The organism is Mesorhizobium sp. M0139 (assembly GCF_040322455.1).
Classification (GTDB): Bacteria; Pseudomonadota; Alphaproteobacteria; order Rhizobiales; family Rhizobiaceae; genus Mesorhizobium.
In genome coordinates, this window is sequence record NZ_JAMYTN010000005.1 from 19017 (window position 1) to 44260 (window position 25244).

Below are 25244 nucleotides of genomic sequence, written 5' to 3' on the forward strand. Positions count from 1 at the left end.
ATCCAGCCACTGCCCATGATGCCGCTTCGCCGCTACGATGGGCCATGGCGCTATTCGAACTTACCCTCATCCTGCTTCTGGCTGCCGTCGCGCTGACGGCGCTGTCGCGGCGGCTGGAAATTCCCTATCCGTCCCTGCTGGCTCTGGCCGGCGTCGCGATTGCCTTCGTACCCGGTGCGCCGACGATCGAGATCGATCCGGAGCTGGCGCTTGCCCTGTTCATCGCGCCGGTGCTTCTCGACGCCGCCTATGACACGTCGCTGCGCGACCTCAAGCGCTACCGGCTGTCGCTCGCGTTGCTCGCGCTAGGCGCCGTGGTCTTCACCACCGTGGTGGTTGCCTTGGTCGGCTGGAAGATGGCCGGCCTGCCGATCGCGGCGGCAATCGCGCTTGGCGCCATCGTCGCGCCACCGGATGCGGTGGCCGCATCCGCCGTGCTCAGCCAGTTCAAGGTACCGCACCGCATCACCGCCATCCTGCAGGGCGAGAGCCTGCTCAACGATGCCACGGCGCTGCTGATCTACCGGCTGGCGGTTTCGGCGGCGCTTGGCACGATCATGCTCAGCAACGCCGTTCCGGTGATCCTGCTGGCAACGATCGGCAGTGTGATCGCGGGCTATCTGTTTGGCCGCGTCTCGCTGCTGGCGCTCGGCCGCATCGAGGATGCGGCGAGCAGCACGGTGGTGCAGTTTGCCGGAACCTTCGCCGTGTGGATCATCGCCGACAGGCTCGGCCTTTCCGCCATCATCACCATCGTCGTCTATGCCATGACCATTGCGCGCAGGGCGCCGCGCCAGTCGTCGGCGAGACGCCGCGTCAGCACCTATTCGGTCTGGGAGTCGGCGGTGTTCGTGCTCAACGTGCTGGCTTTCGTGCTGATGGGCCTGCAGGCACGCACGATCGTTGGCAGGCTGGCCGGCGACGGGCAAGGCGAAGCATTCCTTTTCGCCGCAACGGTGCTGGTCGTCGTTATCGTCGCGCGCCTTGTCTGGGTGGCGAGTTACGTCGCGATCATCCGGTGGCTTGCCCGCTTCGGCAGCCAAGAGGCAAGGCGGGAATTGCCGACGTTCGGCGGCGCCGTCATTGTCGGCTGGTGCGGCATGCGTGGGTTGGTGACGCTGGTGGTGGCCATTGCGCTGCCGGCCGATTTTCCCGGCCGCGACCCGATAGTGCTTGCCGCCTTCGCGGTGGTGCTGGGCACGCTGGTGCTGCAAGGCATGACGCTGAAGCCGCTGCTGCGCTGGATCAACTTCGACCCCGATAGAACCGTCGACAATGAGGTGGCGCAGGCGCGCGTCGCCATCATGCAGGCAGCACTGGACGTGCTGAGCCGCAAGACATCTGCGGCCGCCGCCGTCGTGCGCGAACAGTATGAAGCGCAGCGCCTGATTGCGGAAAACCCGGAGGACGCTCAGGCCGCGACCGAATACGACCGGCTGCGCCTCTATGCCATCAACCGCCAGCGCGACACGCTCGAGGAGTTGCGCAGCAACGGCACGATCGGCGACGAAGCCTACCACCGGCTGGAGGAAGAGATCGACTGGGCCGAACTGGCGGCATCGCCGGCGGGCCGGTTCCAGCCGCTGACCACATCATAGACGCTGGCCCAGTTCCGCCGTCGTGCCGGTACATTGCAACCCGTCTGCCGAACCGCTACTGCCAAAGCGAAATTGAGCCGGATAAGCAATGAAGCTGGTCAGCTACAACATCCAGTACGGGTTCGGCGGCGATGGCCGTTACGATCTTTCGCGCTGCACCAAGCTGGTCGACGGCGCCGATATCATCGCGCTGCAGGAGGTCGAGCGGCATTGGCAGCGCACCAATGAGGACGACCAGCCGGAGGTCCTGTCCAAGCTGCTGCCTAGCTATTACTGGGTCTATGGCCCGGCCTTCGACATGGACGCCAGTGAGCAGCGCGACGGCCGGGTCGTCAACCGCCGCCGCCAGTTCGGCACCATGCTGCTGTCGAAGCTGCCGATCGCCTGGTCGCGGCTGCACGCGCTGCCCATGCGCCGCACGCTGCGGCCGCTCAACACGCGCAACGCCGCGCTCGAATGCATGATCCGCACGCCGGCCGGACCGGTAAGGGTCCTGTCGCTGCATCTCGCCCATATCGCGGCGGAGGAGCGTCTGGAGCAGATCGACTATCTCTTGGCCGAGCATCGCCGCGCGCCGTCCGAGGGCGGCCCGTGGAGCGGCGCGGACGATGAGCCTTCGCGCAACTGGACCAGTGGCGAGGCCGAGCCGGAAAACCCGACAGCTGCGATCTGGATGGGCGATTTCAACATGGAGCCGGGCAGCGCCGAATACAGCCGCATCGTCGGCAGCACGCCCTATCATCGCGGGGCAGCTTATCTCGACGGCTTTGTTGATGCCGCTGCCGTCGCTAGCGAGCCGGCTGCCGATTTCCACACCCATGTGAAAACGATCGACGGGAAAGTGGCAAAACGCCGGCTCGACCATTGCTTCGTCGGCGGTATGTTCGCGGACCGTGTGCGCTCGGTCAGTGCCGATATAGGCGAGATCGCTTCAGACCATTTTCCGGTCCGGATCGATATCGATCTCGAAACGCCTTTGAGCTCAGGAGATCGGTGAGCCCTCAATGACGCTTTTCGTCTTTTTCGCGGTGCTTGCCGCCGCCGCCATGCACGCGATCTGGAACGCGCTGGTCAAGGTGCATCTCGATCGCTTCCTGTCGATCACGCTGATGACGCTGGGCATGGGTTTTGCCGCACTGTTCGTGCTGCCCTTCGTCGAGTTTCCAAAGGCCGCGGTATGGCCCTTTATAATCGCCTCGGTGCTCTTTCACATGGGCTACCGGACCTTCCTCATCGGCGCCTACAAGGCCGGCGATTTCGCCCAGACCTATCCGCTGGCGCGCGGCACGGCGCCGCTTTTGACCGCGCTCGGCGGCGTTGTCGTGGTGCAGGAGATGCCGGCGCCGTTCGCCATCCTCGGCATCCTGCTGCTGTCGGCCGGCACGCTGGTGATGTCGTTTCGCGGCGGCGCGCATCTGGAGCGGATCAATGTGCGGGCGGTCGGCTTTGCGCTCGGCACTTCGATCTTCATATCCAGCTATACGCTCTCCGACGGCAGCGGCGCGCGGCTGGCCGCAACGGCAACGAGCTATGCCGCATGGCTGTTCATCTGCGATGCCACGTGGGCGCTGGTGCTGTGCCTCATCTTTCGCGGGCCCAAGGCGCTGCCCGTGCTGGCGCGTGACTGGAAAGCAGGCCTGTTCACCGGCGTGCTCAGCGGCGCGGCCTACTGGATCGTCATGTGGGCGATGACCAAGGCGCCGATCGCCTCGGTGGCGTCGTTGCGGGAGACGTCGATCCTGTTTGCCATGATGATCTCGGTTTTCGCGCTCGGCGAGAAAATGACAGGCTGGCGCGGCGCCGCCGCGCTCAGCATCGTCGCCGGTGTCGTGGCCCTCAGGCTGGGCTGAGATTCTGATACTTCAGCCGAGCACCGTCATCACCTGTCCGCGCCGTTCCGGACTGAAGCGGATGACGAGGATGATGCAGACGGCGACCACGCCGGCAAACAGCGCCAGCGCGTAGCCACGAGATTGGGCGAGAAGGCAGCCAGCGCGCCGATCACCGAATAGCTGACGATGTTGAGCATCAGAATGGGCTTGCGCCCATATTTGTCGGCCAGCCTGCCGAAGAAGAAGGCGCCGATGAAGCGTGTCGCCAGCGTCAGGAACAACGCTTTGGAGACTGCCGGAACGTCAGTGTTGAATCAGGTTGCGATATCGGTGAGCAGGAACGTCAGAAGGAAGAAATCAAAAGCGTCGAGCGTCCAGCGGAGGAAGGAGGCAAGGACGGTTTTCTTCTGCTGCGCGGTGAGAGCCACGACGTTCCTCCTAAACGCCCCCGGGGAACGATATGTTCCTTGGGGCGCAAAAGAGAACAGGCGTCAGCCGGCTTTCGAAAGAAAAGCGGTCACTTTTTCGTAATGTCGAGATCGAACACCATCAGCCCGTCGGTGCCGCCTTCGAGCGCTGCGACCAATCGGGCGCCGGCGCGCTGATGCGCTTCATGCACGAGATAGGCGTCGCGGGCGGCGGCATCGCGGAAGTCGATGGTGAAGGCATGGCTGAAGCCGCGCGCGAACGGCTCCGGGCTGACATTGGTGCTGAAATGGACCGTGTCCATGCCGTCGACGACGGAGCGCAGTGCTTCGAGATCGGCGTGGATTGCCGTGCGCTCGGTGGCGGGCACATCGCCGCGGAAGCGTACGAAGACGCAGTGTCTGATCATTGGTTCGTTCTCCTAAGTGGCTATGCGGCCCGATTGCCGGAGAACACCGCCGGCGGAAGCGGCTCGCGGCCGAGGATGATGTCGGCGCCTTTTTCGCCGACCATGATGGTCGGCGCATTGGTGTTGGAGGAAGGCACGCGCGGCATCACCGAGGCATCGCAGACGCGCAGGCCCTCGATGCCGCGCAGGCGCAGGTCCGGTGTGACCACCGCCATATCGTCATGGCCCATGCGGCAGGTGCCCACGGGGTGATGGTCGGTCTTGGCGGTGCGGCAGGCATAGTCGATCAGCTCGTCGTCGCTGGCGAGCGATGGTCCGGGCAGCACCTCGCGCAACACGTAAGGTGCAAGCGCCTTCTGCCGCATGATCTCGCGCGCAAGCCTGAGGCCCTTGATCGACATGGCGCGGTCATAAGGGTCCGACCAATAGTTGGGATCGATCAGCGGGTGGTCGGCCGGGTCGGCGCTGCTCAGCCGCACCGTGCCGCGCGAGCGCGGGCGCAGGAAGGCCGAGTTCAAGGTCACGCCGGGGTTCTTCAACCTCTCGACGCCGGCCTCGATGCCGGAGCCCAGTCCCAGATGGAACTGGATGTCGGGCGAGGCGGCGGTCGGATCGGCGTACCAGAAGCCGCCGGTCTCGAACAGGCTGGAGGCGACCGGCCCTTTCTTCAGCAGCAGATACTGCAAGCCGGCCCACGCGGTGCGGTGCAGCTTGGCGTAGTTGTCATAGGTGTGGTCGCCGGTGCATTCGGCGATGACGAACAAATCGAGATGGTCCTGCATGTTGGAGCCGACACCGGGCAGATCATGCACCGGCGTCACGCCGACCGATTTCAGGTGATCAGCCGGGCCGATGCCCGACTGCATCAACAGCTTCGGCGAACCGATGGCGCCGGACGAGACGATCACTTCGCGCTCGGCGCGCATGATGGTCTTCTCGCCGCCGGGTTTGTCGACGATCTCGACGCCAATGGCGCGGCCTTTCTCGACGACGATGCGGGTGACCAGCACATCGGTTCGGACCGTCAGGTTCTTGCGGGCGCGGATGGGCTTCAAATAGGCGACCGAAGCGGATGAGCGCCGGGCGTCCTTCTGGGTCAGCTGGTAGTAGCCGACGCCTTCCTGGCTAGCGCCGTTGAAATCCGGGTTGAAGGGGATGCCCATCTCTTGGCCGGCGCGGAAATAGGCCTCGCAAATCGGCAGCGGCGAAATCGGGTTCGACACGCCGAGCGGCCCCTGGTCGCCGTGAAAATCGTTGGCGAAGCGCTGGTTGTTCTCGGCGCGCTTGAAATAGGGCAGCACGTCGCGATAGCCCCAGCCCGCGAGGCCCTCTTCCTTCTCCCATGCGTCGTAGTCGCGAGCGTTGCCGCGCGTGTATATCTGGGCATTGATGGACGAGCCGCCGCCGACCACCTTCGCCTGCGTATACCAGAAGACGCGGTCCTGCATGTGCCTCTGCGGCACAGTCGACCAGCCCCAGGAAGCGATTCCCTTGGTCATCTTGGCAAAGCCCGCCGGCATGTGGATGTAGGGGTGCCAGTCCTTGCCGCCGGCCTCGAGCAGCAGCACGGAATTCGCTGAATCCTCGCTCAGCCGGTTGGCCAGAACGCAGCCGGCCGGGCCGGCACCTACGATGATGTAGTCGGTCATAACTCTATCCACCTACAGTCGAGGCACGGAGAGCGCGCCGTCGACATTGATAATCGAGCCTGTGGAAAAGCCGAGCTTGCCGGCGGCAAGCGTCGCCACCACGGCGCCGATGTCCGATGCTTCGCCCCAGCGTTTTGCCGGCACCAGGCCGCTGTCGATAAGCGCGTCGTATTTGGCTGATACGCTCGCGGTCATGTCGGTGCGAATGATGCCCGGCCGCAGTTCGAACACGCCGATGTTTTCCGGCGCAAGCCGTAGCGCCAGGTTCTTCACCCACATCGAAAGGCCGGCTTTCGAGATGCAGTAGTCGGCGCGTTCCGGCGAGGCCATATCGGCGCTGACCGAGGTGATGGTGATGATCGAGCGCGGATGATTGCTGGGAGCCGCCAGCATCGCCTTGGCGACGGCCTGGCTAAGGAATACGGTGCCGCGCAGATTGATGCCGAGCGCACGGTCGAAGTTTTCGGGCGTCAGTTCCAGCAGGTCGCCGCGCACCATGGCGCCGACGCCGGCATTGTTGACAAGGCAGTCGATTCGGCCGAACTCATGCGTGGCGGCGTCGATAAGCGATGCGTGATCGGGAAGGCTGGCAATGTCGCATCGGTGGTAAGCGAACTTTGCGCGGCGCGCGATGATGTTTTCAACAAGCCGTTTGGCGGGGTCGTTGGCCAGGTCAGCGACGAGAATGTCGAAGCCTGCATCGGCCAGCGCCTCGGCGCAGGCCAGTCCAATGCCGCGCGCGCCGCCGGTGACGATGGCTGCGGGGCGGGTCATGCCGCGAGGTCCGTTCGGCGAATATGCTCGGCCACGCGCAACGCCTGGGCGGCAATCGACAGCGCCGGATTCACGGCTGCGGAGTTCGGCAGAAAACTGGCGTCGACGACGAACAGGTTCGGGTGGTCGAAGGCGCGGCAGAAGGGGTCGAGCGGCGACGTCGCCGGGTCATCGCCCATTTTCACCGTGCCGCACTGGTGCGAGGGCGTGCGCTTGTCGAAGGGACGCGACAGCACGATGGGATAACCGCAGGCGCGGAAGTTCTCACGCATCACCTTGGTCAGCCCGTCCAGCGACTGCATGTTGGAGCGCCGCCATTGCATGACGATGTCCTTGCCGTCGACCATGATGCGGCTTTCCGGATCGGGCAGATCCTCGCACATCAGATACCAGTCGACGGCGCGACCGGCCATGTAATCGAGCGCGAATTTCGGCACGCGTTTGACGTTGGCCTTCAACATGTTGCCGTCGATCTTGCCGAGCAGTTGGACGTTGCCGAGCGGCTTGCCGCCTTTGCCGTCGGAGAGATAGTAGTCATTCAGCATCAGCGTCTTCTGGTAGACGCTGTCGTTCCTGCGGCGCGGATCGATCGCCAGCATGGCGCTCGAATTATGGTTCATGAAATTGCGGCCGACCTGGTCGGAGCGGTTGGCGAAGCCTTTGCCATCTGGTGAAGGCGAGCGCAGCAGGATGACGGCGGAATTGACCGCGCCGGCGGACAGGATGACCAGCTTCGGCGCGACTTTCTTCAGCTCGCCATTCTGACGGTAGTGAACGGCAGCGATGCTTTTGCCGTCGGACGACGCTTCGAGATATTCGACATGGCAGCCGGTTTCGAGTCGGATATTGCTGTCCTTAAGTGCAGCCGTCAGCGGTCCGGTCTGCGCATCGACCTTGCCCTGGGCGGTGTTGGGGAATGCGTCCCAGCCGGTCTTGCCCTCCTTCAGCCAGGTGTCGATGTCGACGCCGAGCGGCAGCGAGGCGGGGTGCAGGCCCAGTCCCTTCAGCTCGGCGCGGGCGCGCGCAATCGGCGCTTCGTCGGGCACCGGCTTGAAGGCATAGGGGACCGAGTGGAACGGTTCGGTCGGGTCCTCGCCAAGTGAGCCGCGGACGCGAAACAGCTGCTCGGCTTTCGAATACCAAGGCTCGAATTCATCGTAGGAAAACGGCCATGCCGGCGAGACGCCACCGAAGTGCTCCACGGCGGCGAAATCCTCTTTGCGGTAGCGGATCAGCACCGCGCCGTAGAATTTCGAATTGCCGCCGACATAGTAGTAATTGCCGGGGTTGAAGGCGGCGCCGCCGGGCTCGCGCCACATCTCCTTCGGACGGTAGTGGCCGTCGACGAAGATGGAGCGCGTGTCGCGGGCATGCGGCGTTGCCGTCAAGGGCTCGCCGCGCTCCAGCATCAGGATCGAGGCGCCGCTGCCCGCCAGACCGGAGGCGATCGTAGCGCCGCCGATGCCGGAGCCGATGATGACGATATCGGGGCTGACCATCTCGATCAGCGGATGCGGTGTTCGGTCGCCGGATCGAAGAACACGGCCTTGGTCAGGTTGAAGGCGAGCGGCGTGCTGGTGCCCGGCTGGATGTTGGCGTCGGCCCGCAACCGCGCCACCACGCCCTTGCCGCCGAGATTGGTCACCGCGAAAGTATCGGACCCTGCCGGCTCGACCACTTCGATGTGCAGGTCGGCAGTGGCAATGTTGGAGGCGTTGCGTTCCGCACCTTCCGGATCGGTCAGCGCTTCCGGGCGCACGCCGAAGATGATCGGCTTGCCCTGGAATGCCGAAAGACCCGCCGGCGCGTTGGCCATCGGCAGCGTGATCGGCTCGCGCGCCTCGCGCTCCAACACGACGGACAGCGCATTTCCCGACGTGGCAATGGTCGCCGGGATCAGGTTCATCGCTGGCGAACCCATGAAGTCGGCGACGAACAAATTGGTCGGGTTGTTGTAGATCTCGGCCGGGGTGCCGAACTGCTGCACCTCGCCGTCGCGCATGACGGCGATCTTGGTAGCCAGCGTCATCGCCTCGATCTGGTCGTGGGTGACGTAGACGATGGTTGTGCCGGTGGTGGCATGCAGGCGCTTGATCTCGATGCGCATGTCAACGCGCAATTTGGCGTCGAGGTTGGACAAAGGCTCGTCGAACAGGAACAGCTTGGGGTCGCGCACCAGCGCCCGGCCCATGGCGACGCGCTGGCGCTGGCCGCCGGAAAGCTGGCTCGGCTTGCGCTGCAGGAGGTGGCCGATCTGCAGGACCTTGGCCACCTTGTCGATCGCCTTTTGGCGTTCGTCGGCCGGCACGCCGCGCATCTCCATGCCGAAGGAGATGTTTCCGGCCACCGTCATGTTCGGATAGAGCGCATAGCTCTGGAACACCATGGCGATGTCGCGCTTGGATGGGTGCAGATCGTTGATGGCGCGGCCGTCGACGCGGATTTCGCCCTCGGTGATCTGCTCCAGGCCGGCAATCGTGTTGAGCAAGGTGGACTTGCCGCAGCCGGACGGGCCGACCAGCACCAGGAAGCCGCCCTTTTCGAGCTCGACATCGATGCCCTTCAGGATCTCGACATTCCCGAAGCGCTTCTTCAGCCCATCAATTTCCAGAAAAGCCATGGTCGTTCCTTCCGAATTGATCAGCCCTTGACCGCGCCAGCCATCAGCCCGCGCACGAAATAGCGGCCGGCGACGACGTAGACGATCAGGGTGGGCAGAGCCGCGATCATCGCGGCCGCCATGTTGACGTTGTATTCGACGACGCCGGTCGAGGTGTTGACGACGTTGTTGAGCGCCACCGTCATCGGCATGGAGTCGCCTGTGCCGGCGTAAGCCGAAGCGAACAGGAAGTCGTTCCAGATGTTGGTGAACTGGTAGATGACGGTGACGACGAAGATCGGCATCGAGTTCGGCAGCATGATGCGGCGGAAGATCTGGAAGAAGGAGGCGCCGTCGACCTGCGCCGCCTTGATCAGTTCGTTCGGGAACGCCTCGTAATAGTTGCGGAAAAACAGCGTGGTGAAGCCGATGCCGTAGACGACATGGACGAAAACCAGGTTGACCGTCGGATTGCCGAGACCGAAGGTCGTACCCGTCGCATTCTGCAGCTTCACGCCGAAACGTCCCAGGCTGCCGAGGATGGTCGCCATCGGCAGCAGCACCGACTGGAACGGAATGAAGCAGGCAAACAGCATCAGCCCGAACACCAGCGTGGCGCCGCGAAAACGCCATTTGGTCAAGACGTAGCCGTTGAGCGCGCCGAGCATGGTCGAGATCAGTACGGCTGGAACCACCATCTTGATCGAGTTCCAGAAATAGCCCTTGATGCCGGCGCAGGTTAGGCCGACGCAGGTCTCGCCCCAGGCCTTCAGCCACGGGTCGAAGGTCGGCGCCTTGGGCAACGCCAGCATGTTGCCGTTCTGGATCTCGTCCATGGTCTTGAACGAGGTCACCAGCATGACGAACAGCGGCATCAGATAGAACAGCGCAAACAGCGCCAGAAGCCCGTAGATGACGATGCGGTTGAGGGTCTTGGTGCTGATGCCGCCGGAGGCCTGTCGGGAAGCAGCGGGACGGGCAGGGGTGGCGACAGCGCTCATCGCGGCTTCTCCCGCAGTTCCGAATAGAGATAAGGCACGATGATGGCGACGATGGTCATCAGCATGATCACGGCACTGGCCGAGCCGACGGCCATTTCGTTGCGCTTGAAGGTGTACTCATACATGAAGTTGGACGGCAGCCAGGCCGAGCCACCGGGGCCGCCGCTGGTCAGCGCCACCACCAGATCGTACGACTTGATGGCGAGGTGGGCGAGCACGATGAAGGCCGACAGGAAGATTGGCCGCAGCAGCGGAATGACGATGCGGCGATAGAGCTGGAAGGTGGTGGCACCGTCGATCTGCGCCGCCTTCATGATCTCGCCGTCGATGCCGCGCAGGCCGGCCAGGAACATCGCCATGATGAAGCCGGAGGCCTGCCAGACGCCGGCAATGACCACCGTGTAGATGACGAAATCCTTGTTCTTGATCCAGTCGAAATGGAAGCTTGTCCAGCCCCATTGATGCAATGTCTGTTCGAGGCCGAGGCCCGGGTCGAGGAACCATTTCCAGGCAACGCCGGTGACGATGAAGGACAGCGCCATCGGGTAGAGATAGATCGGCCGCAGCACGCCTTCGCCGCGGATCTTCTGGTCGAGCAGGATGGCCAGGAACAGGCCGAGCGCCAGGCAGATGGCGATGTAGAGAAAGCCGAAAATGCCCATATTGACGATCGACGTGTACCAGCTCGATGGCGGGTCGGAGTCGAACGTCCAGCCCCATAGCCGTAGGTAGGCGCGCGGTCCGGTGATGACATAGGACGGAAAAGTCTTGGAATTGGTGAAGGACAGATAGACCGTCCACAGGATGAAGCCATAGACGAAGACGATGGTGATGGCGAAGCTCGGCGCCAGCACGATCTTCGGCAGCGCGTCCTGCAGTCGCGCGCGCACGGAGGGGCGAGACCGCTCGGGCGTCAGCTTGATCTGGGTTGTCGCTACACTGCTCATAGGGCTCCTCCCGTTCGGGTCGTCCGTGCCTGCCGTCAGGCGGCAAGGCGGCCCCGTGCATACGGTCTCTGGTCGGCATGGTGTTCAAGAGGGTTTCACCGTTTCACGGAAACGGCGAACCTCTCTACTCTTTCTTTTACGCAATTCCGGCCGGAAAACCGCTCACACTTTTCCTGGAATTGCGCCAGCCGGCCAATCCTGAGGCGAACCTTCCCCGCCGAAGCGGGGAAGGTGTCTTGCTGGCCAGGGCTTACTTGGCGTCGTCGATTGCCTTGACCAGTTCGGTCACGGCTTCGTCCGAGGTCTTGATCTGACCGTGGACGAACTTCGAAACGACGTCCTTGTAGGCATTGGCGACCGCCGGAGGCGCGCCATAGCCCTGGGCAAGCGAGCCGAACAGTGTGCCGCCTTCGTTGGCAGCCTTCAGGTCGGCGATGCCCTTCTTGCCGCACGCGTCGAAGTCGGTGTCGGGAACGTCGGTACGGGCGGGAACCGAACCCTTGACGACGTTGAAGGCCGACTGGAAGCTCTTCGACAGGGTGGCGGTGGCCAACGCGACCTGGGCGGCCTTGCGGTCGTCCGGAACGTTGAACATGCCGAACATGTCGGAGTTGTAGACCACCGAGCCTTCCGTGCCCGGGAAGCGATAGCACAGGAAGTCGGTGCCCGGCGTTTTCTTGGCGGCGTTGAACTCGCCCTTGGCCCAGTCACCCATCACCTGCACCAGGGCATCGCCCTTGATGACCATGGCGGTGGCAAGGTTCCAGTCGCGGCCCGAGAAGTTCGGGTCGACATAGGTGACGAGCTTGGCGAGGTTATCGAACGACTTCTTCATCGTGTCCGACTTGAGGGACTCGTCGTCGAGGTCGTTGAAGGCCTTCTTGTAGAACTCAGGTCCGCCGGTCGACAGCACAACCGAGTCGAACATGGTGGCTTCCTGCCAGTTCTGGCCGCCAAGGGCGAGCGGGATGACGCCAGCCGCCTTGGCTTTGTCGAGCAGGGCGACGAAGTCGTCGAAGGTCTTTGGCTCGGTGCCGCCGATCTTGTCCATCACCGCCTTGTTGATCCACAGCCAGTTGACGGAGTGGACGTTGACTGGAGCAGCGACCCACTTGCCGTCATAGACGGAGAACTTCTGCAGGGCTGCCGGAACCGACTTGTCCCAGCCTTCCTTCTTCGCCGTCTCGGTCAGGTCGCCCATCACGCCGGCCGCCGCATAGTCGAGCACGGTGTAGCCGAGCATCTGCGACGCGGTCGGGTAATTGCCGGCCGCGACCATCGCCTTCAGCGCAGTCATGGCGGCGTCGCCGCCACCACCGGCCACCGGCACGTCCTTCCAGGCATAGCCTTCCTTGGCAAGGTCGCCCTTGAGGACATTGAGAGCAGCCGCTTCGCCGCCCGACGTCCACCAATGCAGCATCTGCACTTCCTTGACGTCCTCGGCATGGGCCGAGAAAGCAAAGGCCGTCGCCAGAGCCGTTCCGATAAGCAGTTTGCGCAACATGTTCTACCTCCCTTGTTGCATTACACGACCGGTGGAAGCCCACCGGGTTCTTCCAAACTCAGCCGACCCACCAACCGGTGCGCTGGCCGCGATGAAACTGGATTGTCTTTTCCTCGGTATAATCCTCGACAGCGCGTTTGCCGAGTTCGCGTCCGATGCCGGACTGCTTGTAGCCCCCGAATGGCAACTCGGGAAAGCCTTCCATGAATGTGTTCACCCAAACGGTCCCCGAACGCACACCACGCGCCACCGACATACAAGTGTCGATGCTGGCGCTCCACACCCCTGCAGACAGACCATAGGGCGTGTTGTTGGCGATGTGCAACGCCTTTTCAATCGATCCAAAAGTCAGCACGGAGAGCACCGGGCCGAACACTTCCTCGCGCGCAATAGCCATGTCTTCGGTAACGCCGCGGATGATGGTCGGATCGAGGTACTGGCCGGCATTGGACGCCAATTGGCCGCCACCGCTATAGACATTGCTGCCGTCTTTTGCTGCTGCCGCAACGTAATCTGCGACCTTGGTCAGATGGTCGGCGGAAATCATCGCGCCAACCTTGGTTCGGTCGTCGAGTGGGTCGCCGACCGTTACCTTGGCGGTCAGGGCCTTGACAGTGGCGAGGAAATCGTCGGCGATGGCTTCATGCACGATCAGCCGACTGCCGGCATTGCAGCATTCGCCGGCGTTGAAGAAGCCGCCGAACACTGCTGCGTCAGCGGCCGCCTCGAGATCGGCATCGGGGAAGACGATCTGGCCGTTCTTGCCGCCGAGCTCCATCGAGACTTTCTTCAGCGACTGCGCGGCGGAAGCCATGGTCATCTTGCCGACGCGGGTAGAGCCGGTGAACGACACCATCTCGACCAGCGGATGGCTGACCATCGGCCCCCCGACATCGGCGCCGAGGCCGGCCAGGATGTTGACGACGCCCGCGGGCAGGCCGGCCTGCATCAGGATGTCGCCGAGCACGAAGGTCGAGGCCGAGGTCATTTCGCTCGGCTTGACCACCGCGGTGCAGCCGGCGGCGAGCGCGAAGGGCAGTTTCTGGCTGACGATCAGGAACGGGAAATTCCACGGGGTGATGATCGAGACGACGCCGATCGGCTCGCGCAGGACGACGCCCAGCATGGCGTCGCCGAGATTGGCGTAGCTCTCGCCGTGCAGCGTGCGGGCGAGCGAGGCGGCATAACGCCAGATGTCGACGGCGCCGCCGATCTCGCCACGCGCCTGGGCGATCGGCTTGCCGGACTCCAGCGCATCGAGGCGGGCGATGTCTTCGAGCTGGGCCTCGATCAGGTCGGCCGTCTTGAGCAGGATGGCTGCGCGCTCGGCCGCCTTCGTGCGCGGCCACGGGCCGGTCTCGAATGCCTTGTGCGCGGCCTGCATGGCCGCCTCCACCTCGGCCTCGCCGGCCTGCGCATAGCGCGAAACGGTGAAGCCATGGCCGGGGCTGTTGCGCGCAATCGTGCGGCCGTCACGGGCATCGACATGCTTGCCGTCGATCAGGAGCTTGTAAGCCTTCGGCGCCTTGGACGCCTCGGCCGGCATGGAAATGTTGAGCGGTGCGTTCATCATGCTTTCTCTAGGATCTGGAAAAGGCCGGCCTCTGCTTGGCCTTGAAGGCGCTCACGCCGGCTTTGAGGTCGCCGGTCAGCGCAACGAAGCCGCTGGCGAGCGCCTCGGTGGCGGCCGCACTTTCCTCGCCTTCGGCGACTGCGATCATCAGCTTGGCGGCTTCGGTTGCGAGCGGCCCGCGCCCGGCGATTTTTTCGGCCCAAGTCCTGGCCTCTGCCAGCGCCTGGCCGGTCTCGACCACGCGGTCAACGACGCCGAGGGCAAGCGCGTCGGAGGCGGCAAAGAGCTCGCCGCCGAGTGCCATGCGGCGCACGATCTGGGCCCCAAAGCGGCGCACGGCGCGCTGCGTGCCGGACCAACCGGGGACGACGCCGATCGATGTCTCGGGGAAGCCGAGCTTCACCTGCGTTTCGGCGACACGGAAGTCGCAGGCGACCGCCAGCTCCAGCCCGCCACCCAGCGCATGGCCGGAAAGCACCGCGATGGTCGGCTGCCGCAGCCGCGCCAGTCGGTCGAAGACACGGTGGCCGTAGCGCACCCATTGCACCTGAAAGTCGGCAGCGCTCATTTGTGCCCAGGCCTCGACGTCGCCGCCGGCGCAAAAGCCTTTGCCTTCGCCGCGGATCAGCACGACGCGCACGCCTTCAGCCATTTCGGCTTCGTCGAGCGCTGTCTCGAGCGCGCGCAGCATTGGAATGTCCAGCGCGTTGAACTTCTCCGGCCGGCGCAGCGTGACGATACCGATGGCGCCGTCCTGCTCGAAGGTGACGAGGCGCTCAGCCATGCGCGCCTCCGAGAGAAGCGCCACCATTCAGCGACAGGCCGATCGGCCGGTCCTGATAGAGAGCCGCCGGCGTGAACTTGAGATCGTTGGCGATGCCGAGCGGAATCTCTGACTGCGCCAGCACATCGCGTTCGAGGTCGATGCCGGGCGCCAATTCCGTCACCATCAGACCGTCCGGCGTCAGCTTCATCACGCAGCGCTCGGTGACGTAGGTGATGTCCTGCCCTTGCGCGACGGCGCGCTTGCCGGAGAAGGAGATGTGTTCGACCTCGTTGACCACCTTCTTGACCTTGCCTTCTGCATCGATGCGGATGCCGCCATCGGCGAGCGACAGTTTTGCGCCGGCATTGAAGAAGCCGGAGAAGACGATCTTTTTCGCCCGTGCCGTGATGTCGACAAAGCCGCCGGCCCCGGCGGTGACATGTGGCCGGGCCGAGAGTTTCGACACGTTGACGGAGCCATGGCGGTCGATCTGCAAGAAGGAGAGCAGCGAGGCATCGAAGCCGCCGGCCTGGAAATAGATGAACTGGTGCGGCGAGGGCATGATCGCTTCGGCATTGGAAGCGCAGCCGAACTTGAAGTCGAGCAGCGGCACGCCGCCGACGGCGCCCTGCTCGATCACCCAGGTGACCTTGCCGTGCTGGCCTTCCTCGAGAAGGATACGCGGCACGTTTGCCGAGATGCCGAAGCCAATGTTGACCGCCATGCCGTCGCGCAATTCCATGGCGACGCGGCGCGCGATTACTTTCTGGACGTTCATCTCAGCGTTGCGGAAGCTGGACAACGGCCGGAAGATCTCGCCCGAAATCGCCGGGTCGTAAGGCGTCAACGTCGTCTGCAACTGGTCCGGCGCCACCACGATGTGGTCGACCAGGACGCCGGGCACGCGCACGTCATGCGGCTTCAGCGTGCCGTTCTCGACGACCCGCTTGACCTGCGCAATGACGATGCCGCCATTGTTGCGCGCGGCGAGTGCCTGTTCGAGGCCGCCGAGATAGGCGCCTTCATGTTCATAGGTCAGGTTGCCGCGCTCGTCGGCGGTGGTGGCGCGGATGATCGAAACGTTGGGCACGATCGAGCGGAAATAGAGCCATTCCTCGCCGTCGAACTGCTGCACCGAGACGATCGGCTCGCTTGCAGCCGCATTCATGGCGCAGCCCTGGTGGCGCGGGTCGGCGAAAGTGTCGAGGCCGACCTTGGTCAGCACACCGGGCCGCTTGGCGGCGGCCTCGCGGTGCATGTCGAACAGGATGCCGGAGGGCACATTGTAGGCAGCGACCGAATTGTCGCCGATCATCTTCCATATCTGCGGCGGCTCGGTCGAGGAGGGGCCCGAGGGATAGGAGCCGCAGAGCGTGCGCTTCAACAAGCCGGGCTTGGCCAGATGGTCGATGCCCTTGATGCCATACATGTCGCCGGCGGCGATCGGATGCAGCGTGGTGATGTCTTTCGGATGGCCTTCGGCGTCGAAGCGCTCGCCGATGGCAGCCAGGACGGCGTCAGGGCAGCCAAGGCCGCTCGACGACGAGACGGAGACGGTCATGCCGTCCTTGATGAGGCTTGCTGCTTCAGCGGCGGAGACGAGCTTGCTCACACGACACCTTTCGGATCGATAGTGACGGCCTTGCCGGACTTTGCCGACTGCAACGCTGCTTCGGCTGAGGCCAGCGACCAGACGCCGTCCTCGCCGGTGGCGGAGGGCTGGCCTTCTCCACGCATGGCGGCATGGAACTGGCGCAGCGACCTGGCGTAGAGGTCTTCTCGGTCGAAGCTCAGTTCTTCCTCGCCCTTGGCGGTGCGTAGCAGCACCGAGCCGACTGGCTTCTGCGTCATCACATTTTTTGCGATCAGCGAACCTTCGGAACCATGCACCTCAAAGCCGGTATCGGCGAACTTGGTTGTGAAGCCTTCATGCGACTGGGCGATGATGCCCGACCCGAAGCGCCAGATGCACATGGCGCCGTCTTCCAGCCCGCTGCTGGCCATGCCGGCCAACTGGGTGAAGGCGGAGACCTCGACCGGGTCGTCGCCGAGCACGAAGCGCAGCGTGTCGGCATCATGCACGGTGATGTCGAGCACCACGCCGCCGCCGGCCTCAGGCTTGGTAATGCGCCAGCCCTGCAGGTTTTCCGGCAAATAGACGGAATGGAAGACGCGCGCGGCAATCGGCTTGCCGATGCGGCCGGCTGATATGGCGTCGCGCATGGCGCGGTGGGCGCCGGCATTGCGCAGATGATGGTTGGTGCCAAGCACCACGCCGGCTTCCTTGGCGGCGGCGACGATCGTGCGCGCATCAGTGCTGTTCAGCGCCAGCGGCTTTTCGCACAGAACATGCTTTCCCGCCTTGATCGCGGCCAGCGCCTGTTCGAGATGCAGTTCATTGGTGGTCGAGATGTAGACGACGTCGATGTCGGCGCCGAGCAAATCGTCAAGCGTCGAGACGGCGAGAGGAATGTTGTTTTCTGCGGCATAGGTCTTGGCGCGCTCCGGGTTGGAGCTCATCACCGCTGATATCTCGCCATCCTTTTGTGCGCGGATGGCGTTGATCATGAACTGTTTGGCGATCGTGCTGGCGCCGATCAGTCCCCATCTGACGCTCATGCCGCGTCTCCCATTCCTGCTGATGTGTCCTGGGCGCGGCGACCGGGACCGCAGCTGTCCCTGACGACCAGATTGACGGCGCCGATATGGTCCTCGGCATGCGTGGTGCGCGACTGGATCATCTTCAGCATGACGTGGGCGGCGCGTTCACCGAGGCCGGGTGTGTCGACCGAGACGCTGGTCAGCGCCGGCATATAATGCTCGGCCTCGACCACGTCGTCGAAGCCGACGACGGCAAAGTCCGCGCCGGGCTCCAGCCCGCGCTTGCGCAGCGCCAGCATGACGCCGAAGGCGACGGCATCGTTGAAGCACAGTGCCGCCGTCGGCGGCTCGGCCATGGCAAGGGCGGTTTCCAGGCACGCGATGCCGCCCCTGCGGCTGGTCTCGCCTTCGACGACAAGCACGTCGCGCCTGGCAATGCCCAATGTTTCGCAAGCTTCACGAAAACCGCCCAGGCGCTCCTGATAGACGACCAGGTCGGAGGTGCCGCCGAAGAAGGCCAGCCGGCGATGGCCCTTGCCGATCAGATGGGCGGCGGCGAGATACGCGCCGCGATGGTTGTCAGGAGCGATCACCGGGATGCGGCTGTCCGGCAGGCGGCGCATGGCGAAGACGACCGGCACGCCCGCCATCTCGAGGCGACGGAAGGCGCCCGGCGTGGTGCCGCGTGCCGGTGACACGATCAGGCCTGCGACGCCCTGTTCCATCAGCGACTTCAGCACTTCTTCCTGGCGCACCGGGTTCTCCGCCGTGTTGGCGATGAAGGGCACGATGCCGGCCGACTGGAAGACGCGCTCCATGCCGACCGCCAGCTCGGCGAAAAAGGGGTTGGTGAGATCGTTGATGACCATGCCGATGACGTTGGAATGGGCTTTGCGCAGATTGGCGGCGCCGCGGTTGTAGACATAGCCGACATCCTCGATCGCCTTGCGAACCTTGACCGCGGTTTCAGGCCGGATCAGCCCTGAGCCTTGCAGCACAAGCGACACCGTCGATTTGGACACACCAGCCTCGCGGGCGATGTCCAGGATCGTTGCCTTGGCCCGGCTGGCCATGTCGGTGGTTTCCTCCGCCTAAATGAGAAAATCTATTGGAACGTTCTAATCACTCTGCCAAACGAGAGTCAATCGGGATTCTTGCGGAGATCGAAAAGGTGATGAATGTGGTTCCTAGCAAGGACTCTTAGCCTTCTTCAACGTTTGGGCCGGTTCAATCGCCGGAATCATAAAGTTTCTTGATTTATTGGAACGTTCCATTTATAGGATGCCGAAACGGAGGTTGCCATGGATATCACCCTGCCTACGCAGAATGGCGGCCGCGTCAGCTACAAGCTCGCGGGCAGTCCGGTCGAGCCCGTAATCGGTGCGGTTTTCCCGCGCATCGCCTATGCCGCGGCCCATGTCGTCGCCGACCCTTTCGCGATGACCGACCCCTGGTCGAAGCCTGCGGTCGACTGGGACAAGACGATGGCGTTTCGGCATCATTTGTGGCGGCTTGGCTTCCGCATCGCCGAGGCGATGGACACCTCGCAGCGCGGCATGGGTTTCGACTGGGCGAATGCGCAGGAATTGATCCGGCGCTCGATCGCCGAGGCGCGCAGCGTCGAATGCGCAGACCTCGCCTCGGGCGCCGGCACCGATCATCTGGCGCCGGCCAATTCGAGATCACTCGAAGATGTGATCGCCGCCTATGAGGAGCAGTTCGCTTTCATTGAAGGCGAGGGCGGCAAGGCGATCATGATGGCCAGCCGGGCGCTGGCAGCGGTCGCAAAGGGTCCGGACGACTATATCAGGGTCTACGATCGCATCCTCAGCCAGGCATCCGGCAAGGTCATCCTGCACTGGCTGGGCGACATGTTCGATCCTGCACTGAAAGGTTATTGGGGCAGCGGCAATTTCGAGGCCGCGCTCGACACCGTCGTCGCCATCATCGAGCGTCATGCCGGCAAGGTCGAGGGGATAAAGATTTCCCTGCTCGATGCCGGCAAGGAAGTTGCCTTGCGCAACCGGTTGCCGGAAGGCGTCGTCATGTTCACCGGCGACGATTTCAACTATCCCGAACTGATTGCCGGCGACGGGAAGCGGCACTCGCACGCCTTGCTCGGCATATTCGACGCCATCGCGCCGGTCGCCAGTGCGGCGCTCGCGAAACTGGCTGACGGCGACCGCGCCGGCTTTGACGCGCTGATGGCGCCGACAGTGCCGTTGTCGCGCAAGATCTTCGAGGCGCCGACGGAGTATTACAAGGCCGGCATCGTCTTCATTGCCTGGCTCAACGGCCATCAGGACCATTTCGCCATGGTCGGCGGCATGCAGTCGGCGCGCGGCATCCTGCACTATGCCGACATCTTCCGCCTTGCCGACCAGGCAGGGTTGCTCGCCGATCCCGAGCTTGCGCTGGCCAGGATGAAGCATTTCTGCGCGGTTGCAGGTGCCTGAGAACGACACAATCGCTGGCTGAAACCTGTCCCCCGTATGGGGGATTTGCGTTCTCGCGCCAAATCTGTATTCGGTTGCCGGGATTGGATGCGGACGGAGCGGCAATGACGGAAAAAGTGGCGCTCATCACCGGGGTTACCGGGCAGGACGGGGCCTATCTCGCAGAATTGCTTCTGCAGAAGGGCTATATTGTCCATGGCGTCAAACGCCGCTCGTCCTCGTTCAACACCGAGCGCGTTGACGACATCTATGTCGATCCGCACGAGCGCGGTGCGCGTTTCTTCCTGCATTATGGCGACCTGACCGACGCGACCAACCTTATTCGCCTGGTGCAGGAGACACAGCCCGGCGAGATCTACAATCTCGGCGCCCAGAGTCATGTCCAGGTGAGTTTCGAGACGCCGGAATACACCGGCAATGCCGATGCGCTGGGAACACTCAGGCTGCTCGAGGCGATCCGCATCCTGCGCCTGGAGAAGTCGGTGCGCTTCTATCAGGCATCGACGTCGGAGCTTTACGGCAAGGCGCGCGAGGTCCCGCAAAGCGAGGCGACGCCCTTCCATCCGCGCTCGCCCTATGCCGCGGCCAAGCTTTACGCCTACTGGATCACGGTCAACTACCGCGAGGCTTACGGCATGTTCGCCGCCAACGGAATCCTGTTCAACCACGAAAGCCCGACACGCGGCGAAACCTTCGTCACCCGCAAGATCACGCGGGCCGTCGCCTCGATCCATCACGGCCTTCAGGCCACGCTCTATCTCGGCAATCTCGACGCCAAGCGTGACTGGGGCCATGCGCGCGACTATGTGGAGGGCATGTGGCGCATTCTGCAGCACAGTGAAGCCGACGATTTCGTGCTGGCGACTGGTGAGGCGCATTCGGTGCGCGAATTCGTCGAACTGGCTTTTGCCGAGACCGGACGCACCATCCGCTGGCAAGGCGAGGGTGTCGATGAAGTTGGTGTCGATGCCGGTTCGGGCACTGTCCTGGTGCGCATCGATCCGCGCTATTTCCGGCCGACCGAGGTCGATCTGCTGCTCGGTGACCCCGCCAAGGCCAAGGCAAGACTTGGCTGGTCGCACACGACCGGCTTCAGGGATCTGGTGACGGAAATGGTGCAGGCCGATCTGGCGCGCGCGGCCGGCGGCACGCGGCAGAACAGCCGTTCTGCGTGAGGCAGGCCGATGGACGCGACATTTGAGCTGAAGGGCAAGCGTGTCTTCGTCGCCGGGCATCGCGGCATGGTCGGTTCGGCCGTCGTGCGCCGGCTGGCGAGCGAGGACTGCGAGATACTCACCATCTCGCGCGACAGGCTCGACCTGCTCGACCAGGCAGGGGTGCAGCGCTGGATGGCCGAGCACAGGCCGGATGCGGTGGTGATGGCGGCCGCCAAGGTCGGCGGTATCCTGGCCAATGACCGGTTCCCGGTCGATTTCCTGCAGGACAATTTGGTCATGCAGGGCAATGTCATCGACGGCGCCTTTCGCAGCGAGGTCGGCAAGCTTTTGTTTCTCGGCTCGTCCTGCATCTATCCAAAGCTCGCGCCGCAGCCGATCAGGGAAGACGCCCTGCTGACCGGGCCGCTCGAGCCGACCAACGAATGGTACGCGATCGCGAAGATCGCCGGGCTGAAACTGTGCCAGGCCTATCGGCGCCAGCATGGGGTCGACTATATCTCGGCGATGCCGGCCAGCCTCTACGGACCGGGTGACAATTTCGACCTGCAGAGCAGCCATGTCGTGCCGGCCCTGATGCGAAAGGCGCATGCGCTGGCGCTGAGCGGCGGCAACAGCCTCAATGTCTGGGGCTCGGGCACGCCACGGCGTGAATTCCTGCATGTCGACGACGCCGCCGATGCCTTGGTCTGGCTGTTGAAGAATTATGCCGGCGACGGCCACGTCAATGTCGGTTCGGGCGAGGATGTCACCATTGCCGAGCTTGCCCAGACCGTCGCATCGGTCGCCGGCGTCGAGGCTGATATCGCCTTCGATACGACCAAGCCAGATGGCACGCCGCGCAAGTTGATGGATGTTTCGCGGCTGTTTGCGACGGGATGGCGCCCGCGCTACGCGCTTCGCGATGGATTGGAACAGACATATGCGTGGTTTCTCAACCATATTGAGAAGGGTGATGTCCGCCTCGGCGCGGCCTGATTCCAATTTTCCTTGAACCATTTCGCTGCCGCCCGCGACCAAGCGGTGTGTAGCAAACACGGTCCATCAAGGAGAACGTCAATGTTTATCACTTCAAGAAACGCATTTCTCGCCGCCATCGCGGTTTCGGTGCTGGCAGGGTGTCAGACGGCACCGCCGAGGGAATGCGAGAAGACCATGCCCGGTGTCACCTACAACGGCAAATGCTGCGGCATCGGCACACCGTGCCGTGAAGGCAACAACACCCCTCATGACAAGCCCGACAGGCCCGATCCGCGGCCACAGTGATCCGCGAGCCAGAAACGTCCCGGCACGTGCCGGGACGTTTCGCCCCCGACAGGGTGGATTTACGGATCGCAAGGCCGCTACCCGGTTCCTTACTGGCCGGCATTTGAATACGAAACGGGACGGCGGGGCAGTAGACGATGCGGTCGCGCAGATCGCGCGAACACTTCCCGCCGGATCTGTACTTCAAGGGGCTGTTCGACTGTTCGAAGGGAAGGTCCCGTAGAAACTCAGATTTCGCTTTCCGTCGATGCGAAGGATCTACTAAAAAAAATTCGAGATGCTCTTGAACTCATTTGGGGCGCCTCCTAATTCGATTTCCGCCAAGGCCATAAGGCTCGGCAAAAAATGGCGGCGCCGCACAGGGCGGCGTCCTTGTACCCATGTTGCTTCAAGGAGGATGTGGCTATGAGAACCTTTGATACCCTCTATCGGACCACCGTCGGTTTCGACCGGCTTTTCGACATGCTCGACAGCGGCACGCGTCCAGACTGGCCGCCCTATAACATCGAGAAGGTCGACGAGAACGATTACCGTATCTCGATGGCCATCGCAGGCTTCAGCCAGGATGAGGTCGAGCTTACCCAGCATGGACCCGAACTGGTCGTGGTAGGCCAGAAAGCTGATGATCAGAGCGGACGCCAGCTGCTGCACCAGGGCATCGCCTACCGCAGTTTCAGGCAGACGTTCAAGCTTGCCGACCACATGAAGATCAAGGCAGCCAAACTGGAGAATGGCCTCCTCTCGATCGACATTGTCCGCGAGATTCCCGAAGAGCTGAAGCCGCGCCGCATCAGCATCGGCGTGGGCGACACGCCGACGGCCGCCACTCAGATCACGCAAGACACGGACCGCGCGCGTAAAGCCGCGTAATCCTGTCGATCTGTCACACTTTGAACTGCGGGTCCGCCTCCCGGTTTTCGGCCGGGAGGCTGTGATTGCGGAGAAACGAAGATGATCACTGCAGGACGTACTGGCGCGCCTCTGTCGCGCGCCCGCAGTTGGCCTGGACCGCGCAAACCATGAAACTCAATGGTTCGTTCGATTTGGAGGATCATATGAACGATCGGATGTTCGACAGCGCCGTTTTCGTGAAAAGCGGCGACAACCTTGTTCAGGAAATCACGTGTCTCGAGGACGCTCTGGAGTTCCTCTATGAATGGCCGAAGGACAGGCGCGGCCCCATTCACCAAACCGCATTGCGGGCCTGCCAGCGAGCTTTCGATAGCGATTATCCGCTTTCCGCAGCCAGAGACGCGTTCAGCGGTTTTGCGAAAGCAGCCAGAATCCTTGAGGAAGTATCCACGACAATGCCGTGGATGATGGGCAGAGGTGGCGAAGGCGGAGGAGTGACTGCCTAAAGCGCGTCGCGAAACGGATTCATGCGACACGCTTTAAGTCTTTGTTTTGATGCATGTCGTTGTCCCAGAACCGCGGCATACTTCTGGGTGACATGCATTAGGAAAGGAGGTCATGATGCTATCGAAACCTTTTGAAAAGCCAGTCCGGGTGTGGGTGGGATTGGGCTTTCCCCGCCAACTCAACACGGTCGCGGATGCTTATCAATTCGCAGCCGAATGGTGTGGCAACAGCCCGGAGCAGAGAGCTGCTATTCGCGCTTGCAAAGCCGCTCTGATTGGTGATGTGGAACCCGAGACAGCACGAGGCGTCTTCGTCGCGTTCGCTCGCAAGAAGGATATTCTTATGGAGGACGGCATCGAGCCTGCGCCTTCAAGGACGCTAAGTCCGCGCCACGTCTAAAGCGCGTCGCGTTTGAACGGACTCAGACGACGCGCTTTAGGTCTTTGTTTTTATGCATGTCGTAGTCTCAAAACCGGGGCCACTTTTGAGCGCCATGCATTAGAATGTCCACAAACACGAGGCGGCTGCCATAAGCGGTGGCCGCCTTACCGGCTAAGTCGTCGAAGGGGTGCGCCAAAAACGGGCTTGGCTAAGTTATCGAAAGGATGGTGGGCGTGACAGGGATTGAACCTGTGACCCCTGCAATGTCAATGCAGTGCTCTCCCGCTGAGCTACACGCCCATCCGAAGCCGCGCATACACCATTTTTGGTCCAGCGCGTCAATAGCCGGAAAAGGGAAAGAAAGGCTCGTTTTGCCGCGCCGCCGACGAAGCGGCGAGATCACACTGTGCGCGCTTCAGGCGGCCTGAAGCATTTTTTCGACCTCATTGACGAGATCGCGCAGGTGGAAGGGCTTGGACAGCACCTTGGCGTCTTTCGGCGCCTTGGAATCGGGGTTGAGCGCGACGGCCGCGAAACCGGTGATGAACATCACCTTGAGGTCGGGATCGATCTCGGTGGCGCGGCGGGCGAGTTCGATGCCGTCCATCTCCGGCATGACGATATCGGTCAGCAGCAGGGAGAAAGGTTCTTCGCGCAGCCGCTCGTAGGCGCTGGCGCCATTGTCGAAATCGCTGACGTGATAGCCGGCCCGCTCCAGTGCCTTGACCAGGAACCGGCGCATGTCGTCGTCGTCTTCCGCCAGCAGAATGCGTGCCATCTTGTCCCGTCCGAATCACCCCAGCCGAGCCTGCCGTCCGGCAAGCCCGTTAACCATCCTGTATATGAGGAGCTGACGGTAAACATCAAGTGAACGTTGGCTGCATTAATCCTGATTTGACGGGGTTCCTGACATGCCGAAATGCTGGAC

The 25244-nt window shown here is 63.0% G+C and carries 25 protein-coding genes and 1 tRNA gene; 10 read left to right on the forward strand and 16 right to left on the reverse strand.

Annotated elements, in window-relative coordinates:
* Window positions 1-44: 44 nt before the first annotated feature.
* From NKJ58_RS09515 to NKJ58_RS09525, 3 genes are all read left to right on the forward strand, one after another.
* Window positions 45-1598, forward strand: a complete 1554-nt coding sequence (locus NKJ58_RS09515) for a cation:proton antiporter (protein ID WP_023704038.1) — start codon at window positions 45-47, stop codon at window positions 1596-1598.
* Between the two features lie 88 nt (window positions 1599-1686).
* Entirely contained in the window at window positions 1687-2595 is a 909-nt protein-coding gene (locus NKJ58_RS09520) for an endonuclease/exonuclease/phosphatase family protein (protein ID WP_023671173.1), read from the forward strand.
* Window positions 2596-2602: 7 nt separating this feature from the next.
* Window positions 2603-3448, forward strand: a complete 846-nt coding sequence (locus NKJ58_RS09525; protein WP_023683217.1) for an EamA family transporter — start codon at window positions 2603-2605, stop codon at window positions 3446-3448.
* A 29-nt stretch (window positions 3449-3477) separates the two neighbouring features.
* On the opposite strand, the gene NKJ58_RS09530 is transcribed toward NKJ58_RS09525, so the two are convergent.
* From NKJ58_RS09530 to NKJ58_RS09595, 14 genes are all read right to left on the reverse strand, one after another.
* A complete protein-coding gene (locus tag NKJ58_RS09530) occupies window positions 3478-3711 on the reverse strand; it encodes an MFS transporter (protein ID WP_023686435.1) in 234 nt (77 codons plus the stop codon).
* 236 nt (window positions 3712-3947) lie between these two features.
* Window positions 3948-4265 (reverse strand): Dabb family protein, encoded by a 318-nt coding sequence (locus NKJ58_RS09535; RefSeq protein ID WP_023814631.1) that lies wholly within the window; start codon window positions 4263-4265, stop codon window positions 3948-3950.
* A gap of 20 nt (window positions 4266-4285) precedes the next feature.
* Complete coding sequence (locus NKJ58_RS09540) at window positions 4286-5914, reverse strand: GMC family oxidoreductase (RefSeq protein ID WP_023814630.1); 1629 nt, start codon at window positions 5912-5914, stop codon at window positions 4286-4288.
* A 12-nt stretch (window positions 5915-5926) separates the two neighbouring features.
* Window positions 5927-6688, reverse strand: coding sequence for a 3-ketoacyl-ACP reductase (locus NKJ58_RS09545; protein WP_023814629.1), 762 nt, complete (start codon window positions 6686-6688; stop codon window positions 5927-5929).
* Window positions 6685-8187, reverse strand: a complete 1503-nt coding sequence (locus NKJ58_RS09550; RefSeq protein ID WP_023814628.1) for a GMC oxidoreductase — start codon at window positions 8185-8187, stop codon at window positions 6685-6687. Before NKJ58_RS09550 ends, NKJ58_RS09545 begins: the two co-directional genes overlap by 4 nt.
* 5 nt (window positions 8188-8192) lie before the next feature.
* Window positions 8193-9308 carry an ABC transporter ATP-binding protein gene (locus NKJ58_RS09555; protein ID WP_023671180.1) on the reverse strand — a complete coding sequence of 372 codons (1116 nt, stop codon included), beginning with the start codon at window positions 9306-9308 and terminating at the stop codon, window positions 8193-8195.
* 20 nt (window positions 9309-9328) lie between these two features.
* Window positions 9329-10288, reverse strand: a complete 960-nt coding sequence (locus NKJ58_RS09560; protein ID WP_023814627.1) for a carbohydrate ABC transporter permease — start codon at window positions 10286-10288, stop codon at window positions 9329-9331.
* Window positions 10285-11235 carry a carbohydrate ABC transporter permease gene (locus NKJ58_RS09565; protein WP_023671182.1) on the reverse strand — a complete coding sequence of 317 codons (951 nt, stop codon included), beginning with the start codon at window positions 11233-11235 and terminating at the stop codon, window positions 10285-10287. Before NKJ58_RS09565 ends, NKJ58_RS09560 begins: the two co-directional genes overlap by 4 nt.
* A 250-nt stretch (window positions 11236-11485) precedes the next feature.
* The gene (locus NKJ58_RS09570) at window positions 11486-12739 is read right to left on the reverse strand and encodes an ABC transporter substrate-binding protein (protein WP_027049809.1); all 1254 of its coding nucleotides are present in this window, start codon (window positions 12737-12739) and stop codon (window positions 11486-11488) included.
* Between the two features lie 58 nt (window positions 12740-12797).
* Complete coding sequence (locus NKJ58_RS09575) at window positions 12798-14309, reverse strand: aldehyde dehydrogenase family protein (RefSeq protein ID WP_023671184.1); 1512 nt, start codon at window positions 14307-14309, stop codon at window positions 12798-12800.
* A 10-nt stretch (window positions 14310-14319) separates the two neighbouring features.
* The gene (locus NKJ58_RS09580) at window positions 14320-15096 is read right to left on the reverse strand and encodes an enoyl-CoA hydratase/isomerase family protein (protein ID WP_023683222.1); all 777 of its coding nucleotides are present in this window, start codon (window positions 15094-15096) and stop codon (window positions 14320-14322) included.
* Window positions 15089-16690, reverse strand: a complete 1602-nt coding sequence (locus tag NKJ58_RS09585; protein ID WP_023804699.1) for an acyl CoA:acetate/3-ketoacid CoA transferase — start codon at window positions 16688-16690, stop codon at window positions 15089-15091. The genes NKJ58_RS09580 and NKJ58_RS09585 overlap by 8 nt, the downstream gene beginning before the upstream one ends.
* Complete coding sequence (locus NKJ58_RS09590; RefSeq protein WP_023804700.1) at window positions 16687-17697, reverse strand: Gfo/Idh/MocA family protein; 1011 nt, start codon at window positions 17695-17697, stop codon at window positions 16687-16689. The genes NKJ58_RS09585 and NKJ58_RS09590 overlap by 4 nt, the downstream gene beginning before the upstream one ends.
* The gene (locus NKJ58_RS09595; protein ID WP_023804701.1) at window positions 17694-18752 is read right to left on the reverse strand and encodes a LacI family DNA-binding transcriptional regulator; all 1059 of its coding nucleotides are present in this window, start codon (window positions 18750-18752) and stop codon (window positions 17694-17696) included. Before NKJ58_RS09595 ends, NKJ58_RS09590 begins: the two co-directional genes overlap by 4 nt.
* Before the next feature lie 228 nt (window positions 18753-18980).
* Between NKJ58_RS09595 and NKJ58_RS09600 the strand changes: the two genes are divergently transcribed.
* The 7 genes from NKJ58_RS09600 to NKJ58_RS09630 all read left to right on the forward strand — a co-directional run bounded on the left by NKJ58_RS09600 (window position 18981) and on the right by NKJ58_RS09630 (window position 24334).
* Window positions 18981-20135 carry a dihydrodipicolinate synthase family protein gene (locus tag NKJ58_RS09600; RefSeq protein WP_023804702.1) on the forward strand — a complete coding sequence of 385 codons (1155 nt, stop codon included), beginning with the start codon at window positions 18981-18983 and terminating at the stop codon, window positions 20133-20135.
* A 104-nt stretch (window positions 20136-20239) separates the two neighbouring features.
* Complete coding sequence (gmd, locus tag NKJ58_RS09605) at window positions 20240-21310, forward strand: GDP-mannose 4,6-dehydratase (protein ID WP_023804703.1); 1071 nt, start codon at window positions 20240-20242, stop codon at window positions 21308-21310.
* 9 nt (window positions 21311-21319) lie between these two features.
* Window positions 21320-22288, forward strand: coding sequence for a GDP-L-fucose synthase (fcl, locus tag NKJ58_RS09610; protein ID WP_352518394.1), 969 nt, complete (start codon window positions 21320-21322; stop codon window positions 22286-22288).
* Between the two features lie 81 nt (window positions 22289-22369).
* Window positions 22370-22576, forward strand: a complete 207-nt coding sequence (locus NKJ58_RS09615) for a hypothetical protein (protein WP_352518393.1) — start codon at window positions 22370-22372, stop codon at window positions 22574-22576.
* 405 nt (window positions 22577-22981) lie between these two features.
* Window positions 22982-23446 carry an Hsp20 family protein gene (locus NKJ58_RS09620; RefSeq protein ID WP_023671192.1) on the forward strand — a complete coding sequence of 155 codons (465 nt, stop codon included), beginning with the start codon at window positions 22982-22984 and terminating at the stop codon, window positions 23444-23446.
* Between the two features lie 185 nt (window positions 23447-23631).
* Complete coding sequence (locus tag NKJ58_RS09625) at window positions 23632-23934, forward strand: DUF982 domain-containing protein (protein WP_023671193.1); 303 nt, start codon at window positions 23632-23634, stop codon at window positions 23932-23934.
* 112 nt (window positions 23935-24046) lie between these two features.
* Window positions 24047-24334, forward strand: a complete 288-nt coding sequence (locus NKJ58_RS09630) for a DUF982 domain-containing protein (RefSeq protein WP_245263703.1) — start codon at window positions 24047-24049, stop codon at window positions 24332-24334.
* Window positions 24335-24541: 207 nt separating this feature from the next.
* Here NKJ58_RS09630 and NKJ58_RS09635 read toward each other — a convergent pair.
* Window positions 24542-24616 (reverse strand) — tRNA-Val (locus NKJ58_RS09635).
* Between the two features lie 115 nt (window positions 24617-24731).
* Window positions 24732-25094, reverse strand: coding sequence for a cell cycle two-component system response regulator CpdR (gene cpdR / locus NKJ58_RS09640; RefSeq protein WP_023671195.1), 363 nt, complete (start codon window positions 25092-25094; stop codon window positions 24732-24734).
* Between the last annotated feature and the right edge of the window lie 150 nt (window positions 25095-25244).

Excerpts from the sequence above, each read along its gene's own strand:
- NKJ58_RS09520 (WP_023671173.1), top strand. The coding sequence starts at position 1,687 with ATGAAGCTGGTCAGCTACAACATCCAGTACGGGTTCGGCGGCGATGGC.
- gmd (WP_023804703.1), top strand. The coding sequence starts at position 20,240 with ATGACGGAAAAAGTGGCGCTCATCACCGGGGTTACCGGGCAGGACGGG.
- NKJ58_RS09570 (WP_027049809.1), bottom strand. The coding sequence starts at position 12,739 with ATGTTGCGCAAACTGCTTATCGGAACGGCTCTGGCGACGGCCTTTGCT.
- NKJ58_RS09565 (WP_023671182.1), bottom strand. The coding sequence starts at position 11,235 with ATGAGCAGTGTAGCGACAACCCAGATCAAGCTGACGCCCGAGCGGTCT.
- NKJ58_RS09525 (WP_023683217.1), top strand. The coding sequence starts at position 2,603 with ATGACGCTTTTCGTCTTTTTCGCGGTGCTTGCCGCCGCCGCCATGCAC.
- NKJ58_RS09515 (WP_023704038.1), top strand. The coding sequence starts at position 45 with ATGGCGCTATTCGAACTTACCCTCATCCTGCTTCTGGCTGCCGTCGCG.
- NKJ58_RS09555 (WP_023671180.1), bottom strand. The coding sequence starts at position 9,308 with ATGGCTTTTCTGGAAATTGATGGGCTGAAGAAGCGCTTCGGGAATGTC.
- NKJ58_RS09580 (WP_023683222.1), bottom strand. The coding sequence starts at position 15,096 with ATGGCTGAGCGCCTCGTCACCTTCGAGCAGGACGGCGCCATCGGTATC.
- NKJ58_RS09630 (WP_245263703.1), top strand. The coding sequence starts at position 24,047 with ATGATGCTATCGAAACCTTTTGAAAAGCCAGTCCGGGTGTGGGTGGGA.
- NKJ58_RS09620 (WP_023671192.1), top strand. The coding sequence starts at position 22,982 with ATGAGAACCTTTGATACCCTCTATCGGACCACCGTCGGTTTCGACCGG.
- NKJ58_RS09575 (WP_023671184.1), bottom strand. The coding sequence starts at position 14,309 with ATGAACGCACCGCTCAACATTTCCATGCCGGCCGAGGCGTCCAAGGCG.
- NKJ58_RS09595 (WP_023804701.1), bottom strand. The coding sequence starts at position 18,752 with ATGGCCAGCCGGGCCAAGGCAACGATCCTGGACATCGCCCGCGAGGCT.
- NKJ58_RS09560 (WP_023814627.1), bottom strand. The coding sequence starts at position 10,288 with ATGAGCGCTGTCGCCACCCCTGCCCGTCCCGCTGCTTCCCGACAGGCC.
- NKJ58_RS09625 (WP_023671193.1), top strand. The coding sequence starts at position 23,632 with ATGAACGATCGGATGTTCGACAGCGCCGTTTTCGTGAAAAGCGGCGAC.
- NKJ58_RS09540 (WP_023814630.1), bottom strand. The coding sequence starts at position 5,914 with ATGACCGACTACATCATCGTAGGTGCCGGCCCGGCCGGCTGCGTTCTG.
- NKJ58_RS09545 (WP_023814629.1), bottom strand. The coding sequence starts at position 6,688 with ATGACCCGCCCCGCAGCCATCGTCACCGGCGGCGCGCGCGGCATTGGA.
- NKJ58_RS09550 (WP_023814628.1), bottom strand. The coding sequence starts at position 8,187 with ATGGTCAGCCCCGATATCGTCATCATCGGCTCCGGCATCGGCGGCGCT.
- NKJ58_RS09590 (WP_023804700.1), bottom strand. The coding sequence starts at position 17,697 with ATGAGCGTCAGATGGGGACTGATCGGCGCCAGCACGATCGCCAAACAG.
- NKJ58_RS09615 (WP_352518393.1), top strand. The coding sequence starts at position 22,370 with ATGTTTATCACTTCAAGAAACGCATTTCTCGCCGCCATCGCGGTTTCG.
- NKJ58_RS09535 (WP_023814631.1), bottom strand. The coding sequence starts at position 4,265 with ATGATCAGACACTGCGTCTTCGTACGCTTCCGCGGCGATGTGCCCGCC.
- fcl (WP_352518394.1), top strand. The coding sequence starts at position 21,320 with ATGGACGCGACATTTGAGCTGAAGGGCAAGCGTGTCTTCGTCGCCGGG.
- cpdR (WP_023671195.1), bottom strand. The coding sequence starts at position 25,094 with ATGGCACGCATTCTGCTGGCGGAAGACGACGACGACATGCGCCGGTTC.
- NKJ58_RS09600 (WP_023804702.1), top strand. The coding sequence starts at position 18,981 with ATGGATATCACCCTGCCTACGCAGAATGGCGGCCGCGTCAGCTACAAG.